This is a genomic window from Streptomyces sp. NK08204 (assembly GCF_020400585.1).
In the GTDB taxonomy this organism is placed as follows: domain Bacteria; phylum Actinomycetota; class Actinomycetes; order Streptomycetales; family Streptomycetaceae; genus Streptomyces.
Genome location: NZ_JAINVF010000011.1, coordinates 197,590 through 209,985, shown reverse-complemented (window position 1 = coordinate 209,985; position 12,396 = coordinate 197,590). Strand labels below are relative to the sequence as shown.

The window sequence follows — 12,396 nt, the reverse complement described above, 5'->3', positions numbered from 1 at the left end:
TCAGGCCACGTCCTCGGCGCGGATGCCGCCGCTGGCGAGCGCGAGAGCGCCGAGCTGAAACCGGCTCTGGGCACCGAAGCGGTCGGTCAGCTTCTCCGAGAGCCGGCGCACCGTGCGCAGCGAGACGTCCATCCGGCGGGCCGCCGCCGCGTCCGTGAGCCCCTGCGCCCACAGCTGGAGCACGTGCTGCTCCTGCAGGGAGAGGTTGCCGCGGGTACGGGGGCGCGCCTCCGCGAGCGGCAGGGCTTCCTTCCACAGCCGGGTGAACAGCGTCGCGAAGGCTTCCGTGACCGACTCGACGCCGCACGCCATCGCGCCGACCACGCTGCGGCCGCTGATGACCGGCACGACGGCGTGCCTGCGGTCGGAGAGAATCATCCACACCGGCAGCGACGGCAGGGTGCGGACGGCGCCGCCGCACTCCTCGTTCCGGCGCAGGCGTTCCGTCGCCTCGGGATCGTTGCGGACGCTCTCCAGCACGATGGCGCGCGCGGGCGTGCCACGCCGCCGCAGGATCTCGTCCACCGGGCGGCTCGCCTCGACGGCCGCCGGGTCCAGCCGCTCGGCCGGTCCGACGGTCAGCCATTCGTGCGCGCACTCCTTGGCGAGAGAGGTGACGTGCTGCCACACGGCGTCCGCGCCGGCCAGCCACTCGACGTCCGGAACGCCCTCCCGGCCGCCGCGCCCGCGCTCCGACAGCAGCCGTGTCACCTCCAGCCTGCTGCCCTCCACCTGGAGCCGGTGGCGGGCGAGTTCGTCCTGCTGCCGGGCGAGCATCGCCGCCAGCCCGACCTCCGGATCGACCGGCCGCCAGCCGCTGGCGGAGTCCCCCGGAACGACGAGCAGCAGCGCGGACAGCCGCTCCAGCCCGTCCCGGACCGCTTCCTCGGTCTCCCTCAGTTGCTCGGCCAGCTCGGCCACCCCCGCGCCGGGCCGGTCGACCATCGCGATGTACACACTCCGTGTAACGGAGTCGATTCCAAGAGAGGTCCGCATGTCATGCACTCCTGAATGTCTTGTCGTACGCCACCTGTTGGCTGTGGGACACGGGTCGAGACCGGACCGGCGGCGCTCCGTCGGGACGCCACCGCGGACATCCACCGGCCGGACACCAGTAGAGCGGGACCGCCGCACCTGCGGATGCGGGCCGATCCCCCAAGTTCCTGTGGCACACCCGCTCGTGGGGCGGGCAAGGCCTCCACCACCAAGGGCGGCCGCGCCCTGATGCGCTGGTCTCCGGACCCGGCACCACCACGCAACCCGCCGATGGCGCCGGCCGCCGACGAGCCGGCGACATCGCCGCGTGACGGTGCCGGATTCGCGCTGCTCGACGGGGTCCGTAGCGGTTGGCCGGGCTCTGACCGCACCGGTGGCCACGGGGCCCGTGCTGATCGGCATGGGCCCGACCGGGCGCCTGACCAGGCTGCGCGGGCCTACGCGATCCGGCGGGGCCGACCAGGCCGCAGCGGGTCCCTACGACCGGACGGCCACCTGGGCAACGGGTCGCCGGGTCGCGTCCGTACCCCATGCCGGGCCGGTGTATGCCCCCATATACCCGCGCGGGCCGGCCATCCGCCCCGTACACCCCTCGGCCAGGCGGCACCCGGCCGTGCCCTTACCGCGCACACGCCGCCGGCCTGCGGTTTCGCCCCGCCGGACGGCACCGCCGTGCCCCGTCGTCCCTCCGATGCCGCATGCTCCCTGCGCCGCCGTCCCCCATCGTCCAGGGGTGCAGGGCAGGGGGTGCCGGAGAATATGGGGGGACAGTCCCGCCGACACGGACAACGGCGCACGGCAGAGGGCAAGACGCGACGGGGAATCGTCCGCTGCCCTGAACGCCATGGGGCACGCGAGGTGTTCCACCTGGTACGGCCTGACAGTACCCAGCGGTCTGGTGACAATGAGGCCCATGGACCGCCTGCTGCACCTCGACCGCACGCTCGACGAGCTGGACCCACCCCGCTGGATGCCTCCTGACCCTGACGCGACCCATTTGGTGCGCACGGTGCACGAGCTGCGGTGTGTGCCCTTGGGCGAACTCGGTTCCGCGGACCTGCGCATCCTCGTTTCACAGCAGGTGGCGCTGCCCTACGTCCTTCCCCTCGCCGTGCGCCTGCTGATCGAGGAGCCGCTGCTCGAGGCCTACTTCTACGAGGGCGACCTGCTGCTCGCCGCCGTCCGTGCCCCAGGCTGGGCCTGGGCTCTGCTGCCGGAGCTCGGTGCGCGGCTGCGGACGGTCATCACCGCGTTGCCGGAGACGGCGGTCGCCGGCCTGCCACGCGGTGCCGCGCAGGAGCTTGCCCGCTTCGTCGGGGGGCCCGTACCGCCACGAGACACCACCGAAGAACACCCTGCAGTACCGCTGTGACGGGTCAGAAGACGCTCCGGTCCTGATCCTGGGTCCCTCACCGGGTTCGCAGCGCCGCCGGGTTTCCGAAGACGACACCGGTGAACCTGGAGGGCGCCCTCCAATGACTGAACGGCGACCGCGGTGCCGTCGCCCGCGTCGCCGTCCAAGTCGCCCAGTGCTCCGACCGCTTGGGTGATCACCCCGTCCGGAAGCACCACGGCCGCGATGCCGCCGGTCCCGTTGTGCTGGTCGGTGAACTCCCCGGCGGTGGAGCAGCCGATGACCACGGCCTCGGGAAAGTGCGAGCTGATGACGGGTGCCACATCAGCGGGGTCGTACACGCTGGAGGCGAAGTACATCACCGCGACCGCTCGACGTCCCGACAGATCACGGTCGAGTTGTGCCAGCAGCCAGTCGACCGCCTGCGGAGCCGGTCCGGTGACATGGGCGCGTACGACGCCGACGCCGACGTCGCTGCCGGGTACGGCGGAGGTGAAGGACGTCATCTGTCTGCCTTGTTGAGGAATCGCCGAACACGTTGCCGAACGCCCGCCGAGGGAACGGGCTCGCCGCCTGCCTGCTGCGAGCTGCTGTGTTCCGGGTCCGGAGGGTGGGTGATCAGGTCGTACGGTGCGGCCCGGATGCTCGCGCTGCCCGGTCCCCGCCGTAGCCCCGTCGTTCCCCGGAGCGGGATGATCACGGCGCACGGCGTGGGTGGGGTGCCGGACCGCGCGCCGCTTCCGACAGACCGCTGAGCGCCCGCCCGGCGATCTCGTCGATCGGCCCGACGGCCTGGACGGTCAGCAGGATGTCCGCGTAGTGGTCGAGCAGAGGCGCGGTCTGGCGTTCGTAGACCCGCTGCCGGTGGCGGATGACGTCCTCGGTGTCGTCCGGCCGTCCGCGGTTCAGCAGCCGCTCCACCACGATGTCCTCGGGAGCGGTGAACTCGACCACGGCGTCCAGCGCCGCTCCGGCGCAGTCCAGTATCGCGGCGAGTTCCCGCGCCTGTGGCACGGTGCGCGGGAAGCCGTCGAGGAGAAAGCCGCACCGGGCGTCGGGCTCGGCCAGCCGCTGGCGGACCATGCCGCCGGTGACGTGGTCGGGTACGAGTTCGCCGGTGTCGAGATACCGCTTGGCGTCCTGCCCGAGGGGTGTCTGGCGGGTGACGTGTTCGCGGAACAGGTCACCGGTGGAGATGTGCGGGATGCCGAGTCTCTGGCTGAGTATGGCTGCCTGGGTGCCCTTGCCCGCTCCGGGAGGGCCGATGAGGACGAGTCGCATCAGCGCGTGCGTGCCTTCCAGTCGTCGTTCTTGGTTTCCGCCGGTGTCGGCGATCTTCGGATCAGGCGGCCCGTGGCGGGCGGAGATGCGCCTCGGTCAGGACCGGCACCGGGCCGTGCACCCGGTGCGCGCGGCGGTCAGCAGGCCGCACAGCGCGTCGGCGATCGCCGTGCGGTACGGGTCCGCGCCGGTCGACGGACCGGGCACGACGGTGTGCACGTCGACGCGGGGTGCCAGTTCGACCGCCGGCCGCTCGGTGAGCTCGGTCGGTCCGGCCAGTGCTGTGCTCCGGGATCCTTCCCGGAGCACATCCGCGACCACGTTGACGGACCACGCTGACGACCGATCCGCCGTGCACGGCCATCCAGCGCCACCCGGGCAGAGCGAGCCGGCAGCCGCTGAGTCCTCGCCGCGACCGGCCCGCCCGCTCCGGTGAGGAGTACGACCCGGCCGGGCGACAGGCCGCCGCCGCTCATGCGGGGCTCGTCCTCTCGTGCTGCCCGCCGCTGAGACCAGCGTTGATCAAGTCCATCACGGAGGCGTCGGCGAGCGTGGTGACGTCTCCGACCTCCCGGTGCTCGGCGATGTCGCGGAGCAGCCTGCGCATGATCTTCCCGGAGCGGGTCTTGGGCAGTTCGGGGACGACCATGATCTGGCGGGGCTTGGCGATCGGGCCGATCTCCCGGGCGACCTGCTCGCGCAGCGCCGCCGTGACGTCCGTGTCGGCGCCCGAGCGCAGGATGACGAAGGCGACGATGGCCTGCCCGGTCGTCGCGTCCGACGCGCCCACCACCGCGGCTTCGGCCACCGCGGGGTGCGAGACGAGCGCCGACTCGACCTCGGCGGTGGAGATCCGGTGCCCGGAGACGTTCATGACGTCGTCGACGCGGCCCAACAGCCAGATGTCGCCGTCCTCGTCGTAGCGCGCACCGTCGCCGGCGAAGTAGTAGCCCTGGTCGGCGAAACGGGACCAGTACGTCTCCCGGTACCGCTCCGCGTCGCCCCAGATCCCGCGCAGCATGGACGGCCAGGGCTGGTCGAGGACCAGGTAGCCGCTCTCGCCCTTGCCGACCTGACGGCCCTGGTCGTCGACCACCTTGGCGGACAGGCCCGGCAGCGGCGCCTGGGCGGAGCCGGGCTTCGCCCCGGACTCTCCACCGGCCCCGGGGGGCTGGGAGGTGCCCCCAGGCAGCGGCGAGATCATGACGGCGCCGGTCTCGGTCTGCCACCAGGTGTCCACGACCGGCGCCTTGCCGGCCCCGATGTGGGTGCGGTACCAGCGCCACGCCTCGGGGTTGATCGGTTCGCCGACGCTGCCGAGCACCCGTATCGAGGTGATGTCGTAGCGGGCGGGGATCTGCTCGCCCCACTTCATGAAGGTGCGGATGAGCGTCGGGGCGGTGTAGTAGACCGTGACGCCGTACTTCTCGATGATCTCGAAGTGCCGTCCCTCGTGCGGGGTGTTGGGCGTGCCCTCGTACATGACCGAGGTCGCCCGGTTGGCGAGCGGCCCGTACACGATGTAGGAGTGACCGGTGATCCAGCCGATGTCGGCGGTGCACCAGTAGACGTCCGTCTCGGGGTCGAGGTCGAAGACGGTCCGGTGGGTGTAGGCGGCTTGGGTGAGGTAGCCGCCGGAGGTGTGCAGGATGCCCTTCGGGCTGCCCGTCGTCCCGGACGTGTAGAGGATGAACAGGGGGTGCTCGGCGTCGAAGGACTCGGGTGTGTGCTCGTCGGACTGGGCGTCGACCAGGTCGTGCCACCACAGGTCGCGGCCCTCGGTCCAGGGCACCTCGCCGCCGGTGCGTCGGACCACCAGGACCTGCTCGATGCTCGGGGTGTCCTTGGTCGCCTCGTCGGTGTTCGCCTTCATGGGCTCGGCCCTCCCCCGCCGGTACTGGCCGTCCGCGGTGATCAGCAGCCTGGCCTGGGCGTCGTCGATCCTCGACTGCAGGGCGGCCGGGGAGAATCCGCCGAACACGACGCTGTGCGGCAGGCCGAGACGTGCGCAGGCCAGCATGGCGAAGACCGCCTCGGGGATCATCGGCAGCTGGATGGCGACCCGGTCGCCCGGCATCAGGCCGAGGGAGAGCAGGGCGTTCGCCGTCCGGCAGACCTCGCGCCGCAGCTCCGCGTAGGTGATCGTGCGGGTGTCGCCCGGCTCGCCCTCCCAGTGGAAGGCGACCTGGTCGCCGTGGCCGGCCTCGACGTGCCGGTCGACACAGTTGTAGGCCACGTTCAGCTTTCCGCCGGTGAACCAGCGCGCGAAGGGCGCGTCCGTCCAGTCCAGCACCTGATTCCAGCCTGTGTCCCAGTGGAGCTGTCCGGCCTGCCGCGCCCAGAAGGCCAGGCGGTCGGCCGCGGCTCGCTCCGGCGGTCCGGACACGGCGGCGCCCCGGGTGGTGCGCGGGTTCTCGGGAACGTCGGGGTGGGCGGAGCGCGACATTCGGGATCCTCCAGTGGGGTGCGGGTGCTGACGGCACAGGTGCCGGGCCGAAGAAGGCGGCCGGCCGTCGCCAGGCGGACACGGTGGCCGGTGAGGGTTGGCGGGAGGTTGGCGGCGGGACCGGGAGCCGCGGCTACGGTCGTCCGCCGGCGGTCCAGCGGCTCACCAGGCGAAGGGCAAGGCGGGGCCGCAGGGGTGCGGTGGTCCTGCGCCGTACGGCGCCCAGCCAGACGCCCCAGCCGTAGGCGAGGTCGTCCAGGCGACGGATCGCCAGATGGGGCAAGGGCGCGAGCGAGGTGGCCGAGCGGCGGTGGTCCACCAGCCCCTCGGCGACCGCCGCCGCGACCAGCGCGTACCGCGCGCGGCGGCTCGCCACGGCGGCGGTCACGGCGACAGGCCAGTGGTGCCGGGTGGCGCAGCGCAGCAACTGCTCGGCGGTGCCGCGCACCGCGGCGAGCGACAGCAGTGCCCCGGCGCGGTACGGGAAGTCGGCGTCGGGCATACGGCGTGCCACCCGTACGGCGGTCACCGCGGTCAGTGCTGCCGCCGCGGCCACCGGGGCCGGCCTGCCGCGCAGCAGCAGGGCGCAGACCGCCAGCGACCAGGGGGCGGCGTACAGCGGTGGCACCTGCCCGGGGTGGCGCAGCGCCAGGTCGGCAGCCCCGGTGCCGTACGCGGTCCGCTGGGCGAGCCAGCTGCGCAGTCCGGTGCGGTGCCGGTGGCGCACGCGCGCGGCGGGGACGTAGCGCAGCCGCCAGCCCGCCTCGTGCAGCCGCATGCACAGGTCGACGTCCTCCCCGACGCGCATGCTGTCGTCGAAGCCGGCGCCGACGGCGACGCGGCGGACCACGATGGTCGCGCTGGGGACGTACGACAGCGCGGACACCGGTACGACGGGCCCTTCCCCTCCCCCCATGTCCAGCGGTGAGCGCATCTCCTCGTACCGGTCCAGGAGCCCCGGTTCGGATACGGGGAGCGCGACCACGCGGGGGGCGGCGAGCGCCACCGCGGGGTCGGCGAACTGCGCCAGCAGGACGGCGAGCCAACCCGGTTCGGGCACCACGTCGGAGTCGCAGAACGCCACGTACGGTGTCCGGGCGTGCCGCAGGCCGGTGTTGCGGGCCGCGGCCGGGCCGAGGTTGCGGGGGTGGGCCAGCAGCTCGGCGCCGTGCGCGCGGGCCACCCGGCCCGGGTCCGCGGGACAGGTGGAGCCGTCGTCCACGACCAGGACCGGCAGGCCGGAGGTCGGCGGGTCGGCGCGCAGGGCGGCCAGCAGCCGGTCCAGCTGGTCGGCGCGGTCGCGGACGGGGATCACCACGGTGGTGTCGCTCACCGGCACCGGCGCGGGGCGCGGATGGGCGATCCCGGCGTCGAGCAGCCGTCGTGCGAGCGCGCCGCTCGCCGGGTCCGTGACCGTCAGCCGGCCCCCGTCCAGGAGGCGGGCTGCCCGGGCCGTCAGCCGGAGCAGGCGAAGCGGCGATCCGCCGAGCAGCAGCCGCCCGTCCTCCGACCGGTGCGTGCCGGCGGCGAGTTCGACCGTGAAACCGGCCGGCAGGGCGGTGTCCGTCGCAGCGGGGAGCCGAACGCGCCGCGACGATGCCAGGACGCGGTGCGAAGGTGTCGTCATGCCGTGAACCCCCCGTCCGCGTGGAGTACGGAGCCGGTGAGAGCGAAGGACTCGGGGGAGCAGGCCCAGGCCACCGCCGCGGCGACTTCATCGGGCTCCAGCGGGCGCCCGGTGAGCTGCTGGGCCGCTAGCTCGTCGACGTCGGGCAGGCCGTACAGGTCGGCGGTGGCCCGCAGCATGTCCGTGCGGGTCGAGCCCGGCGAGACGGCGACGGCGTTCACGCCGGTGTCGCGCAGATCGCAGGCGAGGCCGCGGACCAGGCCGACGACGGCGTGCTTGGCCGCGCAGTAGGCGCCCAGGCCCCACAGGCCGCGGTGCGCGGCGGCCGAGGCGAGGGCGACGAAGCGGCCGTGCCGGGGGTGCGGCCGGCGCAGCAGAGCGGGTACGGCGGCGCGCGCGAGGTTGGCCACGCCCATGACGTCCACGTCGAGCAGGGTCCGCCACTGGGTGTCGGTCTGTTCCCACACCGGGCCCCCGCCCAGCATCACCGCGGCGGCGGCGACGGCCGCGTCGAGACCGCCGAACGCGGTCTCGGCCAGCTGTACCGCGCGGTGCAGCGCGTCGGTGTCGCGTACGTCGGCGCGGACCGTACGGACCAGGGGGAATTCCTGTGCCAGGAGGTCCATTCGACCGGGCTCGGCCAGCGGATAGGGCACGTCGGGGTCGTCCGCGCAGCGGTCCACCGCCACCACGGCCCAGCCGTCCCGCGCCAGTCGCCGCACCGTCGCGGCCCCGATTCCCCGGGCGGCTCCGGTGACGACCGCCACCCGCCGGCCGGTCATCGCCGGTTCCCCGGCCGGGTGCTGACCGGCTGCCTCTCGGGCAGGCCGAGCCGGCCCCGCGGGCCCACCCGCCAACCCCCGATGTCCTCGGCGAGGAGGTGGGCCATCTCCTCCAGGAGCCGCTCGCCCTCACGCGCCGAGGCCCCGGCGGGATCGCCGAGGACGCCGGACGGGCTCACCCCGCCCACCGATTCGGCGACCAGCCTGTCTATCAGCAGGTGGACGGGGTCGGTCGGCCCGGCGACGGCCTGCTCGACGCGGACGGCCGCGGGCCGCAGCCGCAGCATCATCGAGGTCTCGGCGCGCCCGGCGTGGGCGTCGGAGCCCGGCGGGAGGCAGGGCCACCAGGCCACGTCGCGGCCCTCGCCGCGCAGCGCGGTGACCGCATCGGCCAGGCTGGTGAGGTTGCCGCCGTGCCCGTTGACCACCAGCAGACGGGACGCCCAGCGCAGCATCGAACGGCCGGTCTCCATGACCAGCAGGCGCAGCGCGCCGTGGCCGATGGACACCGTGCCGGGAAAACCTTCGTGCTCGCCGCTGGCCCCGTACGGCTGAGCGGGCGCGACCAGCACGTCCGTCTCGCCGCGCAGCCGGGCCGCGGCACGCTCGGCGACCGCGGAGGCCACCGCCGTGTCGGTGTCCAGAGGCAGGTGCGGGCCGTGCTGTTCGCAGGAGCCGAGCGGCAGCAGCACCAGGGGGCGGCGGCCCGCAAGGCCGGGCCAGCTCATGTCCGCGAGCGACCTGTGGGCGTCAGGCATCGCGGAGCGCTCCCGGTGCCCGGGTGAAGCCCGGCGGAATCAGCACGTCGTCGGGCATGAGCTCGTGGATTGACGAACGCCCGAGCCCCAGCAGGGCGGAGTCGATGCCGCGGCGCAGGATGTCGAGCACGTTCTCCACACCGCTCTGGCCGCCCGCCGCCAGGCCCCACAGGGAGGCGCGGCCGATCATCACGGCCCTGGCGCCGAGTGCGAGGGCCTTGACCACGTCGCTGCCGCGGCGGACTCCGCCGTCGAGGAGCAGCTCGACCCGGTCGCCCACCGCGTCCGCGATGGCGGGCAGGACGCGGATCGGGGCGGGGGTGGCGTCGAGGTTGTTTCCGCCGTGGTTGGACACCGAGATGGCGGTGACGCCCGCGTCGACCGCGCGGAGCGCGTCGTCCACCCGGCAGATGCCCTTGAGCATGAACGGTCCGTCCCACTGCTCGCGCAGCCAGCGCACGTCGTCCCAGGAGGGCGGAGGGGTCGTCATCCACTCGCCGTAGGCGCCGAAGAACGTGGGCGCCTCCTGGCCGGGCTCGGCCATGTTGGGTGCCTTCAGGTCCGGGAGGCTGCGGGACTTGAGGAAGTCCCACAGCCAGCGGGGGCGGGCCAGTGCCTCGGGGGCGAACCGCGTCATGGCCTTCAGGTCCAGCCGTTCGGGAATTGCGGGGCTGCCCCAGTCCCGGCCGTAGGAGAAGGACCAGTCGAGGGTGACGATGATGCCCCGGGCACCCGCCTCACGGGCGTCCTGGAGGCGCCGGGCCATCGTGTCCCGGGAGCCCATCCAGTACACCTGGAGGAACGTCTGCGGATTCGCGGCCACGACGTCCCCGAGCGGCTTGCTGGCGAACGAGCTGAGCCCCATCGCCGTGCCGCGGGCCGCGGCGGCGCGGGCGACGGCCACCTCGCCGTCCGGATGCACCGCCTGCACGCCCGTGGGCGAGATGATCACCGGCAGTGAGACGTCCTGTCCCATGACGGTCGTGGCCTGGTCGCGCTCGGCCGACAGCCCGGCCACGTGCGGAGCGAACCCCAGCTCGGCGAAGGCGGCGGTGTTGTCGTCGTAGGAGACGCCCTTCTCGGAGCCCGCGAGCAGCGCGCTGTAGAGGGAGGCCGGCAGGCGCTTCCGCGCTCGCCGCTGGGCCTCGGCGACCGTCTCGATCCACTTGCTCATGACGTTCCTCTCTCATCGGGTGCGGGGCTGCTCAGACCGGCTCCGGCCAGGGGGCTCTCGTCGCAGAGGCGGTCGGAGCGGCGGCGGACCGCGGGCATGCCCAGCGGTACCGTGCGGTGCGAGTGGTCGTTGCCCTGACTCGGGAGCGCGGCCGGGTCGACGACCGAGAGCGCGGCGGCCCCGTGGCCCTTGACGCACTCGGGGTCGGGGCCGTCCAACGGCAGGCCCGTGAAGAACTTCGCGGCCATGCAGCCGCCCTGGCAGGCGTCGTACGCGGAGCAGCCGGAGCAGGCCCCGCCCGAGGACGGCCGGCGCAGGTCGGCGAAGAGGTCCGACTCCCGCCACACCCGCTCGAAGCCGCCCGGCGAGCGGACGTTGCCCGCCTTGAACGCGTCGTGGATGGCGAACGGGCAGGCGTACACGTCCCCGACCGGGTCGATCAGGCAGACAACCCGGCCGGCGCCGCACAGGTTCAGCCCCGGGATCGGATCGGACCCGAGGGCGTTGAGGTGGAAGAAGGAGTCCCCGGTGAGCACCTTCTCGCCGTGGCCGACGAGCCAGTCGTAGAGCCGGCGCTGCTGCTCGGCGGTGGGGTGCAGGTCGTCCCAGACGTCCGCACCCCGGCCGGAGGGCCGCAGTCGGGTGATCCGCAGCTGGGCCCCGTACCGGTCGGCGAGCACGGCGAAGTCGTCGAGCTGCGACACGTTGTGGCGGGTCATCACCACCGAGATCTTGAAGTCCCGGAAGCCCGCCTCCGCGAGGTTCTCCATGGCGCGCACCGCCATGTCGTACGAACCGGGGCCGCGGACGGCGTCGTTGACCGTGCGGGTGGCTCCGTCGAGGGAGATCTGTACGTCGACGTAGTCGGTGGCGGCCAGCCGCCGGGCCCGCTCGGGGCTCAGACGAACGCCGTTGGTGGAGAACTTCACGCCCACCTGGTGGGCGATGGCGTAGTCGAGCAGCTCCCAGAAGTCGGGGCGCACCGTGGGCTCGCCGCCGCCGACGTTGACGTAGAACACCTGCATCCGCCGGAGTTCGCCGATCACGGATTTGATCTCGTCCGTGGACAGCTCCCGGGGGTCGCGCCGCCCCGACGAGGAAAGGCAGTGGGCACAGGACAGGTTGCAGGCGTAGGTCCACTCCCAGGTCAGGCAGATCGGCGCGGCGAGGCCGCCCTTGAACTGCTCGACGAGGGCGGGCACCCGCCCCGGCAGCCCTTCGGGCACGGGGGTGCCCCCCTTCTGCCCGGCTGCGCTGCGCTCGGCGGCGTGCGGGGGGTCGTGCAAGGTGGTCATCACTGCGCTCCGGTTCCGCTGAGCTGGGGAACGATCATGTCGGCGGCGGCCAGCGAGGCCAGCGCCCGCAGGAAGGCGCCCCGCCGGGCGTCGGGAACGCCCGCGAGGGCGTCCCCGACGCTGGGGTGCCGGTCGAGCCCCCGCACCAGTTCGACGAGTTCCGGTGCCTTCAGGAACGACAACCGGCGATTGCCGAAGTGGTAGGCGAGCGCCCCGAACGGCTCGGGGCGCAGCGCGACGGAGGGGTTCAGCCGGTAGGGGCGCGCCGCGTCGAACGCGGCGGCGGCCGGGGCCGCCGAGAGGGTGGTCATGGCGGTCGGCCTCAGTAGACGCCGCACATGCCGTCGATCGACACCTCTTCGACGAGGACTTCCTCGGTCACCTCGTCGACGACGGTGTCCGGCTCGGCGCTGATCTGGTTCTCGTTCATGGCGGACCTCCTGAAAGGTGGGGGAGTCGAGGGGAGCCGTACCGCCGTGCGGTGACCGGCCGCTACGACGCTACGGAGGCCGGCGGCGTGTCTCGCCCTGCTTCCGGCTGCCGTCACCCTGTCCGGTCGGACAGGTGTGCGCCGCCGTTTCCGAAGCCCGCCGCTCGCCCTGTCCGACCGGACAGGGCGCGTCCCGTCCGTTCGTGTCCCGCTGCCGTCCGGGCGGCCGGTATCGCCCCGCCTCGCCTTCTCG

The 12,396-nt window shown here is 73.4% G+C and carries 12 protein-coding genes and 1 pseudogene; 1 reads left to right on the top strand and 12 read right to left on the bottom strand.

The window, feature by feature from the left end; translation table 11 throughout:
• On the bottom strand, positions 1-957 hold the full coding sequence (locus tag K7G59_RS19380; RefSeq protein WP_225835903.1) for a helix-turn-helix domain-containing protein: 957 nt from the start codon (positions 955-957) through the stop codon (positions 1-3).
• Positions 958-1,909: 952 nt separating this feature from the next.
• On the opposite strand from K7G59_RS19380, the gene K7G59_RS19375 reads away from it, so the two are divergent.
• The gene (locus K7G59_RS19375; RefSeq protein WP_225835901.1) at positions 1,910-2,368 is read left to right on the top strand and encodes a contact-dependent growth inhibition system immunity protein; all 459 of its coding nucleotides are present in this window, start codon (positions 1,910-1,912) and stop codon (positions 2,366-2,368) included.
• A 149-nt stretch (positions 2,369-2,517) separates the two neighbouring features.
• Here K7G59_RS19375 and K7G59_RS35365 read toward each other — a convergent pair.
• The 11 genes and pseudogenes from K7G59_RS35365 to mftA form a co-directional block, all read right to left on the bottom strand.
• A pseudogene (locus K7G59_RS35365) lies at positions 2,518-2,709 on the bottom strand (FIST N-terminal domain-containing protein); the annotation flags it as partial.
• A 337-nt stretch (positions 2,710-3,046) separates the two neighbouring features.
• Positions 3,047-3,631, bottom strand: coding sequence for an adenylate kinase (locus tag K7G59_RS19365; protein WP_225835899.1), 585 nt, complete (start codon positions 3,629-3,631; stop codon positions 3,047-3,049).
• A 96-nt stretch (positions 3,632-3,727) separates the two neighbouring features.
• Positions 3,728-3,940: a hypothetical protein gene (locus K7G59_RS19360; protein WP_225835897.1), complete on the bottom strand. Its 213-nt coding sequence runs from the start codon at positions 3,938-3,940 to the stop codon at positions 3,728-3,730.
• 163 nt (positions 3,941-4,103) lie between these two features.
• A complete protein-coding gene (gene acs / locus K7G59_RS19355; RefSeq protein WP_225835894.1) occupies positions 4,104-6,077 on the bottom strand; it encodes an acetate--CoA ligase in 1,974 nt (657 codons plus the stop codon).
• 133 nt (positions 6,078-6,210) lie between these two features.
• Positions 6,211-7,704: a mycofactocin biosynthesis glycosyltransferase MftF gene (mftF, locus tag K7G59_RS19350; protein ID WP_225835892.1), complete on the bottom strand. Its 1,494-nt coding sequence runs from the start codon at positions 7,702-7,704 to the stop codon at positions 6,211-6,213.
• Positions 7,701-8,486, bottom strand: coding sequence for a mycofactocin-coupled SDR family oxidoreductase (locus tag K7G59_RS19345; protein ID WP_225835890.1), 786 nt, complete (start codon positions 8,484-8,486; stop codon positions 7,701-7,703). The genes mftF and K7G59_RS19345 overlap by 4 nt, the downstream gene beginning before the upstream one ends.
• Positions 8,483-9,244 carry a mycofactocin biosynthesis peptidyl-dipeptidase MftE gene (mftE, locus tag K7G59_RS19340; protein WP_225835888.1) on the bottom strand — a complete coding sequence of 254 codons (762 nt, stop codon included), beginning with the start codon at positions 9,242-9,244 and terminating at the stop codon, positions 8,483-8,485. The genes K7G59_RS19345 and mftE overlap by 4 nt, the downstream gene beginning before the upstream one ends.
• Positions 9,237-10,418, bottom strand: coding sequence for a pre-mycofactocin synthase MftD (gene mftD / locus K7G59_RS19335; protein ID WP_225835886.1), 1,182 nt, complete (start codon positions 10,416-10,418; stop codon positions 9,237-9,239). The genes mftE and mftD overlap by 8 nt, the downstream gene beginning before the upstream one ends.
• Entirely contained in the window at positions 10,415-11,713 is a 1,299-nt protein-coding gene (gene mftC / locus K7G59_RS19330) for a mycofactocin radical SAM maturase (RefSeq protein ID WP_225835885.1), read from the bottom strand. Before mftC ends, mftD begins: the two co-directional genes overlap by 4 nt.
• Positions 11,713-12,024: a mycofactocin biosynthesis chaperone MftB gene (gene mftB / locus K7G59_RS19325; RefSeq protein ID WP_225835882.1), complete on the bottom strand. Its 312-nt coding sequence runs from the start codon at positions 12,022-12,024 to the stop codon at positions 11,713-11,715. Before mftB ends, mftC begins: the two co-directional genes overlap by 1 nt.
• An 11-nt stretch (positions 12,025-12,035) precedes the next feature.
• Complete coding sequence (mftA, locus tag K7G59_RS19320; protein ID WP_225835880.1) at positions 12,036-12,143, bottom strand: mycofactocin precursor MftA; 108 nt, start codon at positions 12,141-12,143, stop codon at positions 12,036-12,038.
• Positions 12,144-12,396: the final 253 nt, after the last annotated feature.

Coding starts and splice junctions, on each gene's coding strand:
- mftA (WP_225835880.1), bottom strand. CDS start 12,143: ATGAACGAGAACCAGATCAGCGCCGAGCCGGACACCGTCGTCGACGAG.
- acs (WP_225835894.1), bottom strand. CDS start 6,077: ATGTCGCGCTCCGCCCACCCCGACGTTCCCGAGAACCCGCGCACCACC.
- K7G59_RS19345 (WP_225835890.1), bottom strand. CDS start 8,486: ATGACCGGCCGGCGGGTGGCGGTCGTCACCGGAGCCGCCCGGGGAATC.
- K7G59_RS19375 (WP_225835901.1), top strand. CDS start 1,910: ATGGACCGCCTGCTGCACCTCGACCGCACGCTCGACGAGCTGGACCCA.
- mftF (WP_225835892.1), bottom strand. CDS start 7,704: ATGACGACACCTTCGCACCGCGTCCTGGCATCGTCGCGGCGCGTTCGG.
- mftB (WP_225835882.1), bottom strand. CDS start 12,024: ATGACCACCCTCTCGGCGGCCCCGGCCGCCGCCGCGTTCGACGCGGCG.
- K7G59_RS19365 (WP_225835899.1), bottom strand. CDS start 3,631: ATGCGACTCGTCCTCATCGGCCCTCCCGGAGCGGGCAAGGGCACCCAG.
- mftD (WP_225835886.1), bottom strand. CDS start 10,418: ATGAGCAAGTGGATCGAGACGGTCGCCGAGGCCCAGCGGCGAGCGCGG.
- mftC (WP_225835885.1), bottom strand. CDS start 11,713: ATGACCACCTTGCACGACCCCCCGCACGCCGCCGAGCGCAGCGCAGCC.
- mftE (WP_225835888.1), bottom strand. CDS start 9,244: ATGCCTGACGCCCACAGGTCGCTCGCGGACATGAGCTGGCCCGGCCTT.